Source organism: Streptomyces sp. bgisy027 (assembly GCF_057710365.1).
The window spans coordinates 62719-82055 of the sequence record NZ_JBYIVZ010000030.1 but is presented as its reverse complement, the minus strand read 5'-3'; the positions used below and the strand labels follow the sequence as shown (position 1 = coordinate 82055).

At 69.0% G+C, this 19337-nt stretch carries 18 protein-coding genes and 1 tRNA gene; 9 read left to right on the top strand and 10 right to left on the bottom strand.

Features of this window, described 5'->3' with window-relative positions:
* Nucleotides 1-21 precede the first annotated feature (21 nt).
* From AC3ETA_RS28425 to AC3ETA_RS28410, 4 genes are all read right to left on the bottom strand, one after another.
* Nucleotides 22-351 (bottom strand): rhodanese-like domain-containing protein, encoded by a 330-nt coding sequence (locus AC3ETA_RS28425; protein WP_432195778.1) that lies wholly within the window; start codon nucleotides 349-351, stop codon nucleotides 22-24.
* 57 nt (nucleotides 352-408) lie between these two features.
* Nucleotides 409-1449: a hypothetical protein gene (locus AC3ETA_RS28420; protein ID WP_432195739.1), complete on the bottom strand. Its 1041-nt coding sequence runs from the start codon at nucleotides 1447-1449 to the stop codon at nucleotides 409-411.
* 426 nt (nucleotides 1450-1875) lie between these two features.
* Nucleotides 1876-3351, bottom strand: coding sequence for a DUF2252 domain-containing protein (locus tag AC3ETA_RS28415; RefSeq protein WP_432195738.1), 1476 nt, complete (start codon nucleotides 3349-3351; stop codon nucleotides 1876-1878).
* Nucleotides 3352-3523: 172 nt separating this feature from the next.
* A complete protein-coding gene (locus tag AC3ETA_RS28410; RefSeq protein ID WP_432195737.1) occupies nucleotides 3524-3886 on the bottom strand; it encodes a winged helix-turn-helix transcriptional regulator in 363 nt (120 codons plus the stop codon).
* Between the two features lie 151 nt (nucleotides 3887-4037).
* On the opposite strand from AC3ETA_RS28410, the gene AC3ETA_RS28405 reads away from it, so the two are divergent.
* Complete coding sequence (locus AC3ETA_RS28405) at nucleotides 4038-4688, top strand: FMN-dependent NADH-azoreductase (RefSeq protein ID WP_432195736.1); 651 nt, start codon at nucleotides 4038-4040, stop codon at nucleotides 4686-4688.
* 294 nt (nucleotides 4689-4982) lie between these two features.
* Entirely contained in the window at nucleotides 4983-5345 is a 363-nt protein-coding gene (locus AC3ETA_RS28400; RefSeq protein WP_432195735.1) for a DUF1304 domain-containing protein, read from the top strand.
* Between the two features lie 154 nt (nucleotides 5346-5499).
* Here AC3ETA_RS28400 and AC3ETA_RS28395 read toward each other — a convergent pair.
* Nucleotides 5500-5583, bottom strand: a tRNA-Leu gene (locus tag AC3ETA_RS28395).
* A gap of 538 nt (nucleotides 5584-6121) precedes the next feature.
* On the opposite strand from AC3ETA_RS28395, the gene AC3ETA_RS28390 reads away from it, so the two are divergent.
* The 6 genes from AC3ETA_RS28390 to pknB all read left to right on the top strand — a co-directional run bounded on the left by AC3ETA_RS28390 (nucleotide 6122) and on the right by pknB (nucleotide 14326).
* Entirely contained in the window at nucleotides 6122-6982 is an 861-nt protein-coding gene (locus AC3ETA_RS28390; protein WP_432195734.1) for an FHA domain-containing protein, read from the top strand.
* A gap of 10 nt (nucleotides 6983-6992) precedes the next feature.
* A complete protein-coding gene (locus AC3ETA_RS28385) occupies nucleotides 6993-7508 on the top strand; it encodes an FHA domain-containing protein FhaB/FipA (protein WP_404098183.1) in 516 nt (171 codons plus the stop codon).
* Nucleotides 7509-7598: 90 nt separating this feature from the next.
* Nucleotides 7599-9185, top strand: a complete 1587-nt coding sequence (locus AC3ETA_RS28380) for a Stp1/IreP family PP2C-type Ser/Thr phosphatase (RefSeq protein ID WP_432195777.1) — start codon at nucleotides 7599-7601, stop codon at nucleotides 9183-9185.
* A 28-nt stretch (nucleotides 9186-9213) separates the two neighbouring features.
* Nucleotides 9214-10662, top strand: coding sequence for an FtsW/RodA/SpoVE family cell cycle protein (locus AC3ETA_RS28375; RefSeq protein ID WP_432195733.1), 1449 nt, complete (start codon nucleotides 9214-9216; stop codon nucleotides 10660-10662).
* On the top strand, nucleotides 10659-12134 hold the full coding sequence (locus AC3ETA_RS28370) for a peptidoglycan D,D-transpeptidase FtsI family protein (protein WP_432195732.1): 1476 nt from the start codon (nucleotides 10659-10661) through the stop codon (nucleotides 12132-12134). Before AC3ETA_RS28375 ends, AC3ETA_RS28370 begins: the two co-directional genes overlap by 4 nt.
* Before the next feature lie 170 nt (nucleotides 12135-12304).
* Nucleotides 12305-14326, top strand: a complete 2022-nt coding sequence (pknB, locus tag AC3ETA_RS28365; RefSeq protein WP_432195731.1) for a Stk1 family PASTA domain-containing Ser/Thr kinase — start codon at nucleotides 12305-12307, stop codon at nucleotides 14324-14326.
* 117 nt (nucleotides 14327-14443) lie between these two features.
* Here the strand turns inward: pknB and AC3ETA_RS28360 are convergent, their stop codons facing one another.
* Both AC3ETA_RS28360 and AC3ETA_RS28355 read right to left on the bottom strand, forming a co-directional pair.
* Complete coding sequence (locus AC3ETA_RS28360) at nucleotides 14444-14941, bottom strand: hypothetical protein (protein WP_432195730.1); 498 nt, start codon at nucleotides 14939-14941, stop codon at nucleotides 14444-14446.
* A 201-nt stretch (nucleotides 14942-15142) separates the two neighbouring features.
* Nucleotides 15143-15898: a class E sortase gene (locus tag AC3ETA_RS28355; protein WP_432195729.1), complete on the bottom strand. Its 756-nt coding sequence runs from the start codon at nucleotides 15896-15898 to the stop codon at nucleotides 15143-15145.
* A 155-nt stretch (nucleotides 15899-16053) separates the two neighbouring features.
* Here AC3ETA_RS28355 and AC3ETA_RS28350 point away from each other — a divergent pair, with 155 nt between their 5' ends.
* Complete coding sequence (locus AC3ETA_RS28350; RefSeq protein ID WP_432195728.1) at nucleotides 16054-17265, top strand: RNA-guided endonuclease InsQ/TnpB family protein; 1212 nt, start codon at nucleotides 16054-16056, stop codon at nucleotides 17263-17265.
* 24 nt (nucleotides 17266-17289) lie between these two features.
* Here the strand turns inward: AC3ETA_RS28350 and AC3ETA_RS28345 are convergent, their stop codons facing one another.
* From AC3ETA_RS28345 to AC3ETA_RS28335, 3 genes are read right to left on the bottom strand one after another with little or no spacing between them, the layout of a single operon-like run.
* The gene (locus tag AC3ETA_RS28345; RefSeq protein ID WP_432195727.1) at nucleotides 17290-18540 is read right to left on the bottom strand and encodes a class E sortase; all 1251 of its coding nucleotides are present in this window, start codon (nucleotides 18538-18540) and stop codon (nucleotides 17290-17292) included.
* Nucleotides 18537-19175, bottom strand: coding sequence for an aminodeoxychorismate/anthranilate synthase component II (locus AC3ETA_RS28340; protein WP_432195726.1), 639 nt, complete (start codon nucleotides 19173-19175; stop codon nucleotides 18537-18539). The genes AC3ETA_RS28345 and AC3ETA_RS28340 overlap by 4 nt, the downstream gene beginning before the upstream one ends.
* Nucleotides 19172-19333: a hypothetical protein gene (locus AC3ETA_RS28335; RefSeq protein ID WP_030945481.1), complete on the bottom strand. Its 162-nt coding sequence runs from the start codon at nucleotides 19331-19333 to the stop codon at nucleotides 19172-19174. Before AC3ETA_RS28335 ends, AC3ETA_RS28340 begins: the two co-directional genes overlap by 4 nt.
* Between the last annotated feature and the right edge of the window lie 4 nt (nucleotides 19334-19337).

Below are 19337 nucleotides of genomic sequence, written 5' to 3'. Positions count from 1 at the left end.
GCGCCGCGGAAGTCAGCTCTCCTACAGCACGAACCCGGGCCGGCCCTCGTCGTTCACGACGGGGCGTCCGGCCGCCGCCCACACCTGCATGCCGCCGTCGACGTTCACGGCGTCGATGCCCTGCTGGACCAGGTACATCGCTACCTGCGCCGAGCGGCCGCCGGAGCGGCAGATCACGTTGACGCGGCCGTCCTGCGGGGCGGCCTCGGTCAGCTCGCCGTAGCGGGCCACGAACTCGCTGATGGGAATGTGCAGTGCGCCATCGGCATGGCCCGCCTGCCATTCGTCGTCCTCACGGACGTCCAGAAGGAAGTCGTCGTCCTTGAGATCGGTGACCTCGACGGTGGGCACGGCAGATCCGAAATTCATGACTCCGACGCTACCTGACGGGTGCCGGTCGGTCGGTGGCTAGCCGAGCAATGCCGCCAGCTCCGCTTCCCGTGCCGCGACCTGGGCCAGCAGCTGATCGGCGATCTCGTCGAGAAGACGGTCCGGGTCGTCCGGGGCGAGCCGGAGCATCGCGCCGATCGCGCTCTCCTCCAGGTCCTTCGCGACCAGCGTCAGCATCTCCTTGCGCTGGGCCAGCCATTCGAGGCGGGCGTAGAGCTCCTCGCTGGGAGTCGGGCCCTGCTCCGCGGGCGCGGGCCCCGCGGCCCACTCCACGGCCAGCTCCCGCAGCAGCGTCTCGTCGCCACGGGCGTAGGCGGCGTTGACCCGGGTGATGAACTCCTCGCGCCTGGCCCGCTCGGTCTCCTCCTGCGCGAGGTCGGGGTGGGCCTTGCGGGCCAGCTCGCGGTAGAGCTTGCGGGCCTCGTCGCTCGGGCGCACCCGCTGCGGGGGCTGTACCGGCTGATCCGTGAGCATCGCCGCGGCCTCCGGGAACAGCCCGTCGCCGTCCATCCAGCCGTGGAACAACTCCTCGACGCCGGGCATCGGCATCACCCGGGCACGGGCCTCGTCGGCCTTGCGGATGTCCTCGGGGTCACCGGTACGGGCGGCGACGGCCTCGGCGATCCGGGCGTCCAGCTCGTCGAGGCGGGTGTACATCGGGCCGAGCTTCTGGTGGTGCAGCCGGGAGAAGTTGTCGACCTCGACCCGGAAGGTCTCCACCGCGATCTCGTACTCGATCAGCGCCTGCTCGGCGGCCCGCACGGCCCGCTCCAGCCGCGCCTCGGGCCGCTCGGCCGGTTCCTCCACCGCCCGCACGGCTTCCTCAGCCGACTCCACGGCTTCTCCGGCCGACTCCACGGCTTCTGCGGCCGGCTGAGTGGGGGTTTCTGCCGTCTCTGCGGCTTCTCCGGCCGATTCCCCGGCTGTTTCCGCCGCCTCGGCGGCCGTCACCCGCGCCTCACCACCCGGCTCGGCTCCGCCGACGGGCACCTCGGCACCGTACGGCGCCCCCTCACCAGCGGGCTCGGCCTGGGACTGCTCAGCTTCCGGCGTCATCACCCGCCCAGCGTAGGCCACACCGGGCCCGGCCCTTCGAACACCGGCATCACCACGGACGCCGGGCCGGCGGCACGGACCCGTCGGCCGGCCGTTGCCTCCGGGGAAGGCGTCCGTCACGGGCCGGTCTGCCTCCGTCATGGGCCGGTCTGCCTCCGTCACGGGCCGGGAGGCGTCCGTCACGGGCCGGGGTGCCTCCGTCACGGGCCGGGCTGTCTCCGTCATAGGCACGTGGCGCACGCCGTACGCCGGGAAGCCTCGGTCGCGAGCCGGGCGACGTCCTCCGCGAGCGCGGCGAGCCCGTGCGGCGTCGCGGTGCCGTCACCATGGATCGACCACACCCCGACCGGAACTCCTGCTGCCCCGGACATACGCCGGCTGCCCCGGACATACGCCGGACGGCGTCGGTCCCGCGTCGCAAGGCGTCCGTCACACGCCCATCTCCGCCGCGATACGCCCGTCCCGCACCGCCGTCACGAGTTCGGCGTGGTCCGCCTCCGTGCGGTCGGCGTAGGTGACGGCGAACTCGGCGATGGCTGCGTCCAGTTCCTCGTTCTTCCCGCAGTAGCCCGCGATCAGACGGGGGTCGGCGCTGTGCGAGTGGGCGCGGGCCAGGAGGGCGCCGGTCATGCGGGCGTAGTCGTCTATCTGGTCGGCGGCCAGCGCGGCCGGGTCGACGCTGCCCTTTCGGTTGCGGAACTGGCGGACCTGGAAGGGGAGTCCGTCGACCGTCGTCCAGCCGAGCAGGATGTCGCTGACGACCTGCATGCGCTTCTGGCCGAGGACCACGCGCCGCCCCTCGTGGTCCGCGCCGGGCGCCTCGAAGCCGGCCGTCACCAGATGCGGGACGAGGGCGGAGGGGCGGGCCTCCTTCACCTGGAGGACCAGCGGCTCGCCACGGTGGTCCAGCAGCAGGACCACGTAGGAGCGGGTGCCCACGCTGCCGGTGCCGACCACGCGGAACGCCACGTCGTGCACCGCGTGCCGGGACAGCAGGGGGTGGCGGTCCTCGGAGAGAGTCGTGACGTAGCTCTCCAGCGACGCGGCCACCACGGCCGCCTCCTCGTCCGGCACCCGGCGCAGCACCGGCGGAGCGTCGACGAAGGCGCGACCACCGTCCTCGGTAGGCGCCGTCGACTTCGCGGCGAAGCGCCCGCTGGTGTTGGCCCGCGCCTTCTCCGCGACCCGCTCCAGCGTGCCGAGCAGGTCATGGGCGTCGGTGTGGGAGACCAGTTCCTCGTCCGCGATCGCGTTCCACGCGTCCAGCACCGGGAGCTTGGCCAGCAGCCGCATGGTGCGCCGGTAGGAACCGACGGTGTCGTGCGCGGCCTTGCGGCACTTGTCCTCGTCGGCGCCCGCCTCCCGGCCCGCGAGCACGAGCGAGGTGGCGAGCCGCTTGAGGTCCCATTCCCAGGGGCCGTACAGCGTCTCGTCGAAGTCGTTCAGATCGATGACCAGGCCGCCGCGTGCGTCGGCGTACAGGCCGAAATTCGCCGCGTGCGCGTCGCCGCAGATCTGGGCGCGGATCCGGGTCATGGGCGTGCGGGCGAGGTCGTAGGCCATGAGCCCGGCCGAGCCGCGCAGGAACGCGAAGGGCGTCGCCGCCATCCTGCCGACCCTTATCGGGGTGAGCTCGGTGAGCCGGCCGAGGTTGGACTCCTCGACGGCGGCCACGGCGCCGGGGCGGGAGGCGTCCAGGTCGAACACCGCGTGCTCGGCGCGCGGTACCCGCTTGCGCAGCGCCTTGCCCTCCTCCTTCGGCGATCCACCGCCGGGCCACTCGGCGAACCCCTGCACGCGCGGCAGCCGTCGCGCCGCCGATGCCGTGCGCTCCCCGGACTCCGACGCCGCCACAGCCGCCTCCGCCGCCTCCGCCGCCACAGCCTCGGCACCGACCTCGGTCATACCGACCGCCTCCCCCGCTCACACACGAACATCAACTCGTGCCGACGTTACAACCGGTGGCCGGAGCGCGTCAGACCCTGTGGACAACTCCGCGGATGTGGAAAACCCGCTCGGCGGCGCCGACTGTGCGCAGTCAGGGCAGCGCCCGGCCCGCCCGCCCCGGCAACGACCTTCAGCAGCCCCCCGGCCGCTCCCCGTCCCCCAGGTACTTCTTCGCCCACCCGCCCAGCTCGGCCAGCGCGGGCTCCAGTGCCGCCCCCGACTCCGTCAGCCGGTACACCACCCGCAACGGCGGCCCCTCGTAGACCTCACGCACCACCAGCCCCGCCGCGGCGAGCTCGGTGAGCCGGTCGGAGAGCATGCGCTCGCTGATGCCGGGGATCGCCCGGCGCAGGGCGACGAAGTAGGCGGGGCCCGCGGTCAGGACGGACACGATCGGGCCGGTCCAGCGCTTTCCGAGCAGCTGGAAGACGCGGTTGATCCCCTCGTCGACCCGCTTGCACTGCGCCACGTCGTGACTCTGCTCACCCGCCATGCCCTTCAGGGTACTGCCTTGCAGTACGGGGATGAAAAAAAGTAAGCGACTGTGTTATCCATAGTCGAGTACGAACTTTTAGTTCCTGCGGACAGGTGCGTCCCGGTACACGGATGGCCCCTGCCCGCTCCCGTCCTCCCTGGAGACCCCCATGGCCACGCTCCTGCACATCGACTCCTCGGTCTTCTCGACCGACGCCTCCTCCTCCCGCGCCGTCACCGACGCCTTCCGGCGCATCTGGCAGGAGCAGCACCCCGAGGGCACGGTGATCCACCGCGACCTCGCCGCGCAGCCGGTGCCGCACATCGACGCCCACTCCCACACCGCCGGCTTCTCCGATCCGGCGACGCACACCCCGGAGCAGGCAGCCGCCTTCGCCGAGCGCGTGAAGCTGATCGAGGAGCTGGAGAGCGCGGACGCCGTGCTGATCGGCGCCCCGATGTACAACCTGACGATCCCGTCGACCCTGAAGGCCTACCTGGACAACGTGGTGCTGATGGGCCGCACCGCGGGCGACGCCCAGTCGATCAAGGGCACTCCGGTCACCGTCGTCGCCAGCCGCGGCGGCGCGTACGGTCCGGGCACCCCGCGCGAGGGCTACGAGTACGTGCAGAACTACCTGTCGGCGATCCTGGCCGACTTCCTCGGCGCCGACCTCGACTTCATCGTCCCGGAGCTGACGATGGCCCCGGCCAACCCCGCGATGGCCGAGCTGGTCCCCCTCTTCGAGGCCTCCCGTGAGCGCGCCCTCGACGAGGCCGCCACGAAGGCCAAGCAGCTGGCACAGAAGCTCGCGGCGTAACAAAGCCGAGCAGCCGGCCCAGAAGCTCGCGGTCTGACGCCGACCGGCCGGCCCACCCGAGCGCATCGGCCGCTCGGACGGCCGCACCAGCAGCTCGGACTGCCGCACACACGCGTGGAGCCCCGCAACGCCACAGCGGGGCTCCACGCACGCGTAGCGGCCGATCGGCGTCGACGCCTCCCCCGTTCCCCTACGGCGCCGGGCCTACCCCGGAGCCACCGCCGCCCCGCACAGGTCCCGGCCCCTTTCGGCCCCGCCCCCGCCCACGCCCGAACCCCCCGGCACAATCACCGCATGCATGCGATCTCAGTCGTCCTCGTCGCGCTCATGGCGCTGCTGCACGCCTACATCCTGGTGCTGGAGATGTTCCTGTGGCAGCGCGGCCCGGGCCGCAGCCTCTCCGGCTTCGATGCCGAGCTGGCCCGCGCCACCGCACCGCTGGCCGCGAACCAGGGCCTCTACAACGGCTTCCTGGCCGCGGGCCTGGTCTGGGGGCTGATCGCCGACGACCCGACCGGTCGCCAGGTCCAGATCTTCTTCCTGTCCTGCATCGTCGTCGCCGGCGTCTACGGCGCGGCCACCGCCAACCGCCGCATCCTCTTCGTCCAGGCCCTGCCCGCGGCCGTGACGCTCGCCACGGTCGTCGCGGCGGGCTGAGCCACCGGCCCGGCACTCGGCCCGTGCCGTGACCTGAGAGCTTCATCACAGGTCACGGCGCCAAGACGCCCTGTCGCGAGGGTGGTGGACAGCACAACGTGGCGAACACAACAGAAGAGGCGGCATCGTGTTTACGATGCCGCCTCTTCGAGAGTGCGCGAGGGGGGAGTTGAACCCCCACGCCCTTGCGGGCACTGGAACCTGAATCCAGCGCGTCTGCCTATTCCGCCACCCGCGCATTGAGTGTGTCCTCGGGGCTTTTCCTTGCGGTCCGGCGCCTTCCGACACCCAGAACATTAGCACGGCGGCCAGGGTCGGTTCACATCCCTTATCCGCAGGCAGCCGCCCGGCCAGGCCCGTGCCAGGCCCGTGCCAGGACCGCGCCGGGCCCGTGCGGGCGCCCACCAGCGCAGTCGGCGACCGCCCCCGCACTCCGACCGATCCGGCGGGCCCCGCGCTCCGTATCAGGGAGTACCTGTTCACGTATCAACCTCGTACCGGTCCTGGGCATCTCCCCAGAAGCCGGTCGGGGTCCACAGTCAGGTGCGGGACACTGGTCTGCGGCCGCCTCTACGATCCATGGCAAGACTGTGCCTTCGAGGAGTTCGAAGGGGAGCTCCGCAGGGAACTTCGAGGGCGTCGACACCCGTCGACCGGGCCGACAGGGGGAACCAGCCGATTGACCGGCGCGTGGATACGATCAGTAAGCAGTACCAGGTAAGGCAGTGCCCGCCCGGCGGGATGCAGGACGAAGCAGGCTACGGAGGAGGTGCCCCATGGGAGTCCTGAAGAAGTTCGAGCAGCGTCTCGAAGGTCTGGTCAACGGCACCTTCGCCAAGGTGTTCAAGTCCGAGGTCCAGCCCGTGGAGATCGCCGGCGCGCTCCAGCGCGAGTGCGACAACAACGCGACGATCTGGAACCGCGACCGGACCGTCGTACCCAATGACTTCATCGTGGAGCTGAGCACGCCGGACTTCGAGCGGCTGAGCCCCTACTCGGGCCAGCTCGGCGACGAGCTCGCCGGCATGGTCCGCGACTACGCCAAGCAGCAGCGCTACACCTTCATGGGCCCGATCAAGGTCCACCTGGAGAAGGCCGACGATCTCGACACCGGCCTGTACCGCGTGCGCAGCCGAACGCTCGCCGGCTCCACCGATCAGCAGGGCCCGCAGGCCGCCGCCCCGGCCGGGCGGCCCGGCGGCGCCCAGGGCGGCTACGGCTACCCGCAGCCCGCCGCGCCCGCCGGCGCCCCGCCCATGCCGCCGTCGCCGCCGCCCGGCGGACGCCCCGGCGGCTACGGCTACCCGCAGCCCGCGGGCGGCCAGCGTCCTCCCGCCGCACCCGCGGCAGGCGGCCGCACCCGCTACTGGATCGAGATCAACGGCACCCGCCATCAGATCTCCCGCGCCACGCTCGTGCTGGGCCGCAGCACCGACGCCGACGTGCGGATCGACGACCCCGGCGTCTCGCGCCGGCACTGCGAGATCCGGACCGGAACGCCCTCGACGATCCAGGATCTCGGGTCCACCAACGGCATCGTGGTGGACGGGCAGCACACCACCCGCGCTACGCTCCGCGACGGCTCGCGGATCGTCGTGGGCAGCACCACCATCATTTACCGGCAAGCCGAAGGGTGAAGCGGGGGCAATGTCAGAGCTGACCCTCACGGTCATGCGGCTGGGTTTCCTGGCCGTACTGTGGCTGTTCGTGATCGTGGCCGTGCAGGTCATCCGCAGCGACCTGTTCGGTACGCGTGTCACCCAGCGCGGGTCCAGGCGAGAGGCCGGACGGCAGCAGCAGGCTGCCCGGCAGGCAGCGGCACCCCCGCAGCAGCGCGGCCAGCAGAGCGGCGGCCGGCAGCGCCGTAACGCTCCCTCGAAGCTGGTCGTGTCCGAGGGCACCCTGACCGGCACCACCGTCGCGCTCCAGGGCCAGACCATCACCCTGGGCCGGGCGCACGACAGCACGATCGTGCTGGACGACGACTACGCCTCCAGCAGGCATGCCAGGATCTACCCGGACCGCGACGGCCAGTGGATCGTCGAGGACCTGGGCTCCACCAACGGCACGTACCTCGACCGAACGCGGCTCACGACCCCGACACCGATTCCGCTGGGCGCGCCGATCCGCATCGGCAAGACCGTCATCGAGCTGCGGAAGTAGTACGACAATGAGCGAGCGGAGCGAGCACGCAGCGGTGGCCCACACCAAGGGCCCCGGCGCGCTCCCGACCGGAGGGTGGGCACCGTGCGGATGTACCCGGAGCCGACGGGCGAGGTGCGCATGAGTCTGTCACTGCGCTTCGCCGCCGGATCGCACAAAGGCATGATCCGGGAGGGCAACGAGGACTCCGGATACGCCGGGCCCCGCCTGCTCGCCATCGCCGACGGCATGGGCGGCGCGGCCGCGGGCGAGGTCGCCTCCTCCGAGGCGATCTCCACCATCGTCGCCCTCGACGACGACGTCCCCGGCTCCGACATCCTCACCTCGCTCGGCACGGCCGTGCAGCGCGCCAACGACCAGCTGCGCTCGATGGTCGAGGAGGACCCCCAGCTGGAGGGCATGGGCACCACGCTCACCGCCCTGCTGTGGACCGGGCAGCGCCTCGGCCTCGTGCACGTCGGCGACTCGCGCGCCTACCTGCTGCGCGACGGCGTCCTCACCCAGATCACGCAGGACCACACCTGGGTGCAGCGGCTCGTCGACGAGGGCCGCATCACCGAGGAGGAGGCGACCACACATCCGCAGCGCTCGCTGCTGATGCGCGCGCTGGGCAGCGGCGACCATGTCGAGCCCGACCTGTCGATCCGTGAAGTCCGCGCCGGCGACCGGTACTTGATCTGCTCCGACGGCCTGTCCGGCGTCGTGTCCCACCAGACCCTGGAGGACACCCTCGCCAGCTACCAGGGCCCGCAGGAGACCGTGCAGGAGCTCATCCAGCTCGCGCTGCGCGGTGGCGGCCCCGACAACATCACGGTGATCGTCGCGGACGTCCTCGACCTGGACACCGGCGACACCCTCGCCGGGCAGCTGTCCGACACCCCGGTCGTGGTCGGCGCGGTCGCCGAGAACCAGCCGCACCACCTGCACGACAACGGCATCATGCAGACGCCGGCGGGACGCGCCTCCGGGCTCGGCCGCCAGGTGCCCGGACAGGGCGGCGGGGGCGGCGAGTTCGGCCCGCCCGGCTCCGGCGACACCACCGGGTACGCCCCGGCGGGCGGCTTCGGGGACTACACCGACGACGACTTCGTCAAGCCCCGCAAGGGCCGCAAGTGGCTGAAGAGATCCTTCTACTCGGTCCTCGCGCTCGCCGTCATCGGCGGCGGGCTGTACGGCGGCTGGCGCTGGACGCAGACGCAGTACTACGTCGGCACGAACGAGGAACACGTCGCCCTGTACCGCGGGATCAGCCAGGACCTGGCCTGGGTCTCGCTCTCGAAGGTGGAGAAGGACCACCCCGAGATCGAACTCAAGTACCTGCCGCCCTACCAGCAGAAGCTCGTCGAGGCGACCATCGCCGAGGGCGGTCTGAAGGACGCCCAGGCGAAGATCGACGAACTCCAGCTCCAGGCCACCGCGTGCAAGAAGCGTGCCGAGCAGCAGGCTGCCCAGAGCGAGCAGAACGCCAAGACCGGTGAGGGCGAGGCCGGAGGTACCACGGGAACCACCCGTACCTCTCTTACGTCCAAGGCGACATCGACGCCGAATCCGTCGGCGTCGGGCAAGCCCCCGTCCTCGTCCCCCTCCACCTCCCCGACACCGACTGCGACGCCAAGCCCCGGCCCCACACTCTCGGAGGAAGAGCAGAAGGTCGTTTCGAACTGCGGTACGCAGTAGGCAAGCCGCGAGAGGCCCCGTCACATCCATGAGCGGTACTAATTCAACTCAGCACTCGCCGACGCATCACACGTCCACGATCGGCGCGATCGGCGCGCCGAGCAGGCGCAACACCGAGTTGGTGTTGCTGGCGTTCGCGGTCGTCATCCCGGTCTTCGCCTATGCCAACGTGGGCCTGGCGATGAACGACGAGGTCCCGGCCGGCCTGCTCGGCTACGGCCTCGGGCTCGGCCTCCTGGCAGGCATCGGCCACCTCGCCGTACGCAAGTTCGCGCCGTACGCGGACCCGCTGATGCTGCCGCTGGCCACCCTGCTGAACGGGCTCGGCCTGGTCGCGATCTGGCGCCTGGACCAGTCGAAGCGACTGAGCAACTACGCCGACGCCGCACCGCGACAGCTGTTGTACTCGGCGCTCGGCGTCGCCCTGCTCGTGGCCGTGCTGATCTTCCTCAAGGACCACCGCGTCCTGCAGCGCTACACGTACATCTCGATGGCCGGCGCGCTGTTCCTGCTGATCCTGCCGCTCGTGCCCGGGCTCGGCGCGAACATCTACGGCGCCAAGATCTGGATCAACATCCCCGGCCTGGGCACGGTCCAGCCCGGTGAGTTCGCGAAGATCGTCCTCGCGGTGTTCTTCGCCGGCTACCTCATGGTCAAAAGAGACGCCTTGGCCCTGGCCAGCCGCCGTTTCATGGGCCTTTACCTGCCGCGCGGCCGCGACCTCGGTCCGATCCTCGTCGTCTGGGTCATCTCGATCCTCATCCTGGTCTTCGAGACCGACCTCGGAACGTCCCTGCTGTTCTTCGGGATGTTCGTCATCATGCTGTACGTCGCCACCGAGCGGACCAGCTGGATCGTCTTCGGTCTGCTGATGTCCGCGGTCGGTGCCGTCGGTGTGGCGAGCTTCGAGCCGCACATCCAGACGCGTGTGCAGGCCTGGCTCGACCCGGCGCGCGAGTTCCAGCTCAGCCGCGCCGGCGTCCAGGACGGCATCCTCCACTCCGAGCAGGCCATGCAGGCCCTGTGGGCCTTCGGCTCCGGCGGCACCCTCGGCACCGGTCTCGGCCAGGGCAACTCCGACCTCATCGGCTTCGCCGCCAACTCCGACTTCATCCTCGCCACCTTCGGCGAGGAGCTGGGCCTGGCAGGCGTCATGGCGATCCTGCTGCTCTACGGGCTGATCGTCGAGCGCGGTGTGCGTACGGCCCTGGCGGCCCGCGACCCGTTCGGCAAGCTGCTCGCCGTCGGCCTGTCCGGCGCCTTCGCCCTCCAGGTCTTCGTCGTGGCCGGCGGTGTCATGGGCCTCATCCCGCTGACCGGTATGACGCTGCCCTTCGTCGCGTACGGCGGTTCCTCCGTCATCGCCAACTGGGCGCTGATCGGGATCCTGCTGCGCATCAGCGACACCGCACGCCGACCCGCGCCCGCCCCCGCGCCCAACCCCGACGCCGAGATGACCCAGGTGGTCCGTCCGTGAACAAGCCCCTACGCCGGATCGCGATCTTCTGCGGACTCCTCGTCCTGGCTCTGCTCATCCGCGACAACTGGATCCAGTACGTCCAGGCCGACGAGCTGAGGACGGACAAGGCCAACCGCCGCGTCACCATCGAGCGCTACGGCACCCCGCGCGGCAACATCATCGTCGACGGCAAGGCCATCACCGGCTCGAAGGAGACCTCGGGCACCGACTTCAAGTTCAAGCGCACCTACACCAACGGCCCCATGTGGGCCCCCGTCACCGGCTACGCCTCGCAGGCCTTCGGCGCCAACCAGCTGGAGTCCATCGAGGACGGCATCCTCACCGGCAACGACGACCGGCTGTTCTTCCGCAACACCCTCGACATGCTCACGGGCAAGGAGAGGGAGGGCGGCAATGTGGTCACCACCCTCAACGCCGCCGCGCAGAAAGCCGCGTACGAAGGTCTGAAGGACCGCGGCAAGGGCGCGGTCGTGGCCCTGGAGCCGTCCACCGGCAAGATCCTGGCGCTGGCGTCCTTCCCGTCGTACGACCCCTCGTCCTTCGCCGGCAACTCCACGTCGACCGACTCCAAGGCGTGGACGGCGCTCCAGAAGAAGAACAACCCCGACGACCCGATGCTCAACCGGGCGCTGCGTGAGGTCTACCCGCCCGGCTCGACCTTCAAGGTCGTCACCGCGGCCGCGGCTCTGGAGCACGGGCTGTACACGGACGCCGACGCGAAGACGGACTCGCCGGACCCGTGGGTCATGGAGGGCACCACCACCAAGCTGCCGAACGAGGGCAACATCCCCTGCAAGAACGCGACCCTGCGCGTCGCCCTGCAGTACTCCTGCAACACCGTCTTCGGCAAGGTCGGCTCCGACCTCGGCAACGACAAGATGCTGGAGACGGCCAAGAAGTTCGGCTTCACCGAGGAGCAGTTCACCCCGACCCGCACCAGCGCGTCGGTCTTCTCCGACGACATGAACCCCTCGCAGACGGCCCTGTCCTCCATCGGCCAGTTCAACACCGCCGCGACGCCGCTCCAGATGGCCATGGTCGCCTCGGCCATCGCCAACAACGGCACGCTGATGAAGCCGTACATGGTCGACGAGCTCCAGACCAACAACCTCGACGCCATCGAGAGGACCGACCCGGAGGAGATGAGCAAGCCGCTGTCGGCGGAGAACGCTCAGAAGCTCCAGTCGATGATGGAGACGGTCGTCGAGGACGGCACCGGCAAGAACGCTCAGATCAGCGGCGCGAAGGTGGGCGGCAAGACCGGTACCGCCCAGCACGGTGTGGACAACAGCGAGAACCCCTACGCGTGGTTCATCTCCTACGCCAAGCTCGACGACGGCAGCGCCCCGGTGGCCGTGGCCGTCGTCGTGGAGGACCAGAACGCGGTCCGCGACGACATCTCCGGTGGCGGCCTCGCCGCGCCCATCGCCAAGAGCGTGATGGAGGCGGTCATCAAGAGCAAGAAGTGAACCTGCTCACGTCCCCTTCACATCGGTGCACGTTGCGATACCGGTCCTGTATCGGGTTACGGGCTTGGCCAGGTCACACAAGATGAGCCGGGTACGGTATGCCCGGACGGCACACCGCCCCACCCACAAGGGTGAGGTCGGGACCGACGGAGAGGGCTGGTAGGTAGCTTATGGAAGAGCCGCGTCGCCTCGGCGGCCGGTACGAGCTGGGCCAGGTGCTCGGCCGTGGTGGCATGGCGGAGGTCTACCTCGCGCATGACACCCGGCTCGGCCGCACCGTGGCGGTGAAGACGCTGCGCGCGGACCTCGCGCGCGACCCGTCCTTCCAGGCCCGCTTCCGCCGGGAGGCCCAGTCGGCCGCCTCGCTCAACCATCCCGCGATCGTGGCGGTCTACGACACGGGTGAGGACTACATCGACAACGTGTCGATCCCGTACATCGTCATGGAGTACGTGGACGGCTCGACGCTCCGTGAGCTGCTTCACTCCGGCCGCAAGCTCCTGCCGGAGCGCGCCATGGAGATGACGATCGGCATCCTCCAGGGTCTGGAGTACGCCCACCGCAGCGGCATCGTCCACCGAGACATCAAGCCGGCGAACGTCATGCTGACGCGCAACGGCCAGGTCAAGGTGATGGACTTCGGCATCGCCCGCGCCATGGGCGACTCCGGCATGACGATGACGCAGACCGCGGCCGTGATCGGCACCGCTCAGTACCTCTCGCCGGAGCAGGCGAAGGGCGAGCAGGTCGACGCGCGGTCGGACCTGTACTCCACCGGCTGTCTGCTGTACGAGCTCCTGACGGTGCGGCCCCCCTTTGTGGGCGACTCCCCGGTGGCCGTGGCGTACCAGCACGTACGGGAAGAGGCCCAGGCCCCGTCGGTCTTCGACCCCGAGATCACGCCCGAGATGGACGCGATCGTGTTGAAGGCCCTGACGAAGGACCCCGACTACCGCTACCAGTCGGCCGACGAGATGCGTGCCGACATCGAGGCGTGCCTCGACGGCCAGCCCGTCGCCGCCACCGCGGCCATGGGTTCCGTGGGCTACGGCGGCTACCCGGACGACCAGCCGACCACGGCCCTGCGCTCCGCGGACGCGGGCGCCACGTCGATGCTGCCGCCGATGAACCCGGACGACGGTGGCTACGGCTACGACGACCGCCCGGACCGGCGCCGCCAGAAGAAGTCCAACACCTCGACGATACTGCTGGCGGTCGCGGCCGTGCTGGTTCTCGTCGGCGCGGCCCTCATCGGCAAGTGGATGTTCGACGGGGAGAGCCCGAGCAACTCGACTGCGCCCGTCCCGAGTCTCGTTGGCGAGACCGAGGAGAGTGCCAGGGGGTTGCTCGACAACAGCGAACTCAAGATGGGCACGGTCGTAAAGAAGGAGTGCGAGAACCAGCCCGCGGGCAAGATCTGCGAGCAGGATCCGCAGGCATCCAAGAAGGTCAAGAAGGGCTCCACAGTCAACATCGTGGTGTCGACCGGTGCGCCGAAGGTGTCGGTGCCGGACGTGGAGGGCCTGCCCTACGAGAAGGCCAAGTCCGACCTCGAGGACAAGGGCTTCGACGTCCAGCGCAAGACCGAGGAGTCCGACCGCAATCCCGGCGTCGTCATCAGCCAGGACCCCGAGGGCGGCACGGAGCAGGAGAAGGGCAGCACCATCACCCTCACCGTCGCCAAGGAGAAGGAGCAGTCCACTGTTCCGGACGTCCTCGGCAAGACGTGTGACGAGGCGAAGGCCCAGATGGAGGCCAACGACCTGACCGGCACCTGCGCCGAGGTGGAGACCCAGGACCCGAACCAGGTCGGCAAGGTCATCTCGACCTCTCCGGCAGCGGGCACCCAGGCCGACAAGGGCGACACGGTGACCATCCAGATCGGCAAGCAGGCCCAGCAGAAGACCCCGGTGCCGAGCGTCGTGGGTCAGACGGTGGGCCAAGCCAAGCAGACTCTGGCGGCGGCCGGCTTCAACAACATCCAGTTCGCCAACGGCAGTGACCAGAGCGACACTGCCTTCGTCACGGACCAGGACCCCAAGGGCAACAAGCAGGTCGACGACCCGGCGAACACCCAGGTCACGCTGACCACCGTGGGCTTCGGCAACAACGGTGGGAACAACGGCGGCGGCGACAGCGACGGCCAGATCTTCGGTGGCGCGACGGGGACATCAGCCCGCACAAACGACTGACGCTTCGATCTCACGTGAATGTCCCCGGTCACTCCAAGAGTGACCGGGGACATTCACTGCCCGTCTTGAGCCGCCGAGCTCAGGTTCCTGAGATCAGCCCCTGGAGTGCGGCCTTCGTCAAGTGCTGGGGCCCGTTCCGTTGAGTTGCCAGGTCACCGCGCCTTTCCCGTCGTCGGCCACGTCATAGACGATCCTGCCGTCCGAACTCATCCCCGAGGTGTTGGCCGAGCGCCACGTGCAGGTGATGGTCAGGCTGCCGGAGCGGCTTCCGTTGATTCCCGGGTAGCCCGTCTCGCTGCACTTGTTGACGTCGTTCTTCTGGACCCACGTCGTGATGTTGAAGTTGTTGAACTTCGTGCCGCAGCAGTGGGCGCCGCCGCCGGTGACCCACCACCGGAGCACCATCACACTCTGGTAGAAGCCGGTCTCGTCGTAGAGGCAGAGTGTCGGCTGGATGGTCACATCGGTCTTCCTGGGGAGATCGATGTTCCGGGCCGCAGGCTGCGCGGAGTCCACGTAGTCACTGGCGGGGCAGTAGGAGGAAGCACTCGCCGTCGGTGCCGTCACCAGCATCTGCCCGAAGGCCACCGCCAGCATGGCTATCGCTGTCAGCAAGGCGCCTCTCTTACGGCCCGCCTTGGTCGCTCTACTCAATGATCCCCCATCTCGGTCGGTCGAACATAAATACGATCGTGCTTAGTATGTACACGCCAAAGGGACAGAGCCACCAGATTTGGTGACCGAGACAGAGATCACTACTAATGGTGTTCATGCCCTTACACCGCTGGGCCCGAGGTCGAGGTAAAGGTGGAGAGATCAGCCGCGCAGCTCCGCCGGCAACGTCCGCTCCTCGTCCACCTTCTCCACCCGCTCCAGTTCCCCCCACACCACATACCGGTACCGGCTCGTGTACACCGGCGTGCACGTCGTCAGCGTGATGTAGTGCCCCGCCTTCCTCTTCCCCGATTCCTCCGGGACCCCGGAAAGGACCTTCACGTTGTACTTCGAGGTCTCCGGAAGGACGGCGTAGACCTTGTAGACGTACCACTCGTCCTTCGTCTCGAAGACGATCGGGTCGCCCTTCTCGAGCTTGTGGATGTTGTGGAACTTCGCGCCGTGGCCGTCCCGGTGCGCCGCGAGGGAGAAGTTCCCCTTCTTGTCCGAGGTCGGCAGGGTCGCCTTGACGGGGTCGGTGTAGTAGCCGGCGACGCCGTCGTTGAGGATCTTCGACGTCGTGCCCTTCTCGACCAGGATCTCGCCCTTGGTCATCGCGGGCACGTGCAGGAAGCCGATGCCGTTCTTGGCGTCGAACTCGGCGGGACGGCCGGAGTCCTCGTCCTGGTGGGCCCAGATGTCACGGACCTTGTCGGCCTGTTTGTCCGCCGCCCGGTCGGCGATGACGTTCGTCCACCACAGGGAGTAGACGACGAACAGGCCCAGCACCAGGCCCGCCGTGATGAGGAGTTCCCCGAAGACGCTGACCGCCATCGCGATCCGGCCCATGCCCCGACGGCGAGCCGGGGGCGCGTTGGTTTCCTCTGGTGCGCCTTCGGTAGTCGCTGCCACGTTCATCGGGGTCCTCCGTGGATGCCCCGGCCTTCAGACCGGGAAGGAAACGTACTCCTGCAGAACAGGGCGGGGAGAGCCGAGACGCCGCCAGGACGATTCGGTGTCCACCACTGACATTCCGTCAGGCGTTCACAAGTTGACATGATAGTTTGTGAGCCATGCCCACTCATGTGAAGCGGGCGTTCAAGTACCGCTTCTACCCGACAGATGCGCAGGCAGCCGAGCTGTCGCGTACGTTCGGGTGCGTGCGGAAGGTCTACAATCTGGCGCTCTCGGCACGTACTGAGGCGTGGGCGCTGCGGCAGGAACGGGTCAACTACAACGCGACGTCGGCGATGCTGACGGCGTGGAAGCACACTGAGGAACTCGCATTCCTCAACGATGTCTCCTCCGTCCCGCTCCAGCAGTGCCTGAGGCACTTGCAGGCCGCGTTCACCCACTTCTTCGCCAAGCGGGCCAAGTACCCGCGGTTCAAGTCGAGGAAGAGGTCCCGCAAATCGGCGGAGTACACCTCCAGCGCGTTCCGGTTCCGGAACGGAGAGCTGACCCTGGCCAAGATGACGGAACCGCTGGACATCGTATGGTCCCGTCCCCTCCCGGAAGGCGCGTCGCCGTCCACGGTGACCGTGTCCCAGGACGCCGCGGGCCGCTGGTACGTGTCCCTGCTGTGCGAGGATCCGTCCGTCAAACCGCTCCCGGCCACCGGCACGGCGATCGGTGTGGATGCCGGGCTCGACCACCTGCTGACCCTGTCGACCGGAGAGAAGATCGCCAATCCCCGGCATGAGCGGCGTGACCGCAACCGCCTGGCCAAAGCCCAGCGGCAGCATGCTCGCAAGAACAAAGGCAGCAACAACCGGGAGAAAGCACGCCGGAAGGCCGCCAAGGTCCACGCCCGGATCGCCGATCGTAGGCGTGACCACTTGCATCAGATCACCACTCGGCTCGTTCGTGAAAACCAAACGATCGTGATCGAGGACCTCATCGTTCGGAACCTGCTGAAGAACGGCCACCTCGCCCGCGCCATCTCCGATGCGGCGTGGAGCGAGTTCAGGAGCCTGCTGGAGTACAAAGCCCACTGGTACGGCCGCGAAGTGATCGCAGTCGACCGCTGGTTCCCTTCGTCCAAGCTCTGCTCCACCTGCGGCAGCGTGCAGGACAAGATGCCGCTCAACGTCCGCACCTGGACGTGCGACAGCTGTGGCACGACCCACGACCGGGACGCGAACGCAGCGAAGAACCTCTTGGCCGCCGGGCTGGCGGTGTCGGCCTGTGGAGCCGGTGTAAGACCTCAACGGAGCACTCCGGGCGGGCAGTCGGCGACGAAGCAGGAATTCCCACGGCGCGAGCCGCAGGAATTCCCCTCCTGAAGGAGGGGAAGGAGTCAACTGCCCTTAACTGACGAGCGCATCCGGCTTGCCCTTGCTGCGCGGCCGTTCCTCGACCATCTTGCCCCAGACGATCAACCGGTACTTACTGGTGAACTCCGGCGTGCACGTGGTGAGTGTGATGTAGCGGCCCGGCTCGGTGAAGCCCGACCCCGGCGGAACCGGCTCCAGCACACTCACATTGCTCGGCGACGTCACCGGCAGGATCGACGCCATCTTGTACACGAAGTACTTGTCCTGTGTCTCCACCACGATCTCGTCGCCCTGGGCGAGCCGGTTGATGTAGCGGAACGGTTCGCCGTGCGTGTTGCGATGCCCGGCCAGGCCGAAGTTGCCGGTCTTGGCGTCCGGCATCGCCGTCTTCAGCTTGCCCTCGCCGTAGTGGCCGACCATGCCCCGGTCGAGCACCTTCTTGTTGCTGATGCCCTCCGCGATCGGCACGACGACATCCAGCTTCGGGATGTGCAGGAGGGCGAAGCCCTGCCCCGGTTCGAAGGTCCCCGGGTTGCGTTTGCCGCTGGCCCAGTCCTCCTGGAGGCTGCTGGCCTCCTTGTCCGCCTGGGCGTGCGCCCGGATGTTGGTCCACCACAGCTGGTAGCTCACGAACAGCAGCATCAGTACGCCGGTCGTGATGAACACCTCACCGATCGCGCGGCTGGCGACCGTGGCGGGACCGGGCTTGCGCGCCCGGGCCTGCCGGCGGGCCTCCATGCGGGAGAGCGGAGCGCCGGAGCTCTCCGAGTCCGTCTCGGCCGCGTCCGACACCTGGTGTGTTCCGCCATGCCGCCCGTGACGCCGCTTGGCGGCCTTTCTACGGGCCGCACGGCCACCCGTCGGGGTTACAGAGGCAGAAGCGGCTGATGAGGCGGGAGAGGGTGATATGGGCTCGCGGGAGGGTGGCGGGTCGGGAACCCGCAGAGCCACGGTCTCGTCGTCCGGTGGCGGCACGTACCGCTCCGCGTACGGTTCTTGTGCCACGCGCGCCGTCTCGCCGCCGTAGCCCTGAGCGGCGTAGCCCTCGCTGCCGTAGCCGCCGGTTCCGTAACCCTCACCGCCGTACCCGGCGGCGCCCTGCGCCTCGGCGGCCTGCGCCGGGGTGACGTAGCTCTCCCCGCCGTACCACTCCCCGAGCGCACCGGAGCCCTCGTACGGCTGCTGCCCGTACGAGTTCCCCTGGTCGCCGGCGTCGCGGTAGGAGTCCGCGACGGACTCCCCGTAGGCGGCGCCGGACTCGCGCTCAGGGCGCAGGGCGGTCACGCCGTGGCCCTGCCCACCACCGGGGCGAGCCCCGCCGACCTCGCCACCGCGCCTTCGTAACCGCACTCCACCAGCCAGTTGGCCAGCATCCGGTGCCCGTGCTCGGTCAGCACCGACTCGGGGTGGAACTGGACGCCCTCGACCGGGAGTTCGCGGTGGCGCAGGCCCATGATGATGCCGTCGTGCGTGCGTGCCGTGACCTTGAGGTCGGCCGGGACCGTCGCGGGTTCCGCCGCCAGGGAGTGGTAGCGGGTCGCCGTGAAGGGCGAGGGCAGGCCGGCGAAGACGCCCTTGCCCTCGTGCTCGACCAGTGAGGTCTTGCCGTGCAGCAGCTCCGGCGCACGGTCCACGACACCGCCGTAGGCCACCTGCATCGACTGCATGCCGAGACAGACGCCGAAGACCGGCACCCCGGTGGCGGCGCAGTGCCGCACCATCTCGACGCAGACGCCTGCTTCCTCGGGCGTTCCGGGGCCCGGCGAGAGCAGTACGCCGTCGAAGCCGTCCTGGGCGTGCGCCGTCGACACCTCGTCGTTGCGCAGCACCTCGCACTCGGCGCCCAGCTGATAGAGGTACTGCACCAGGTTGAAGACGAAGCTGTCGTAGTTGTCCACGACGAGAATGCGCGCGCTCACTGGTTGTCCACCGTCACATCGTTGAAGGGCAGGAGCGGCTCGGCCCACGGGAAGACGTAGTTGAACAACACGTAGACGACGGCCATGGCCAGCGCGAGCGAGAGCAGCGCCTTCACCCACGCGTTCCCCGGCAGATGCCGCCAGATCCAGCCGTACATGCCG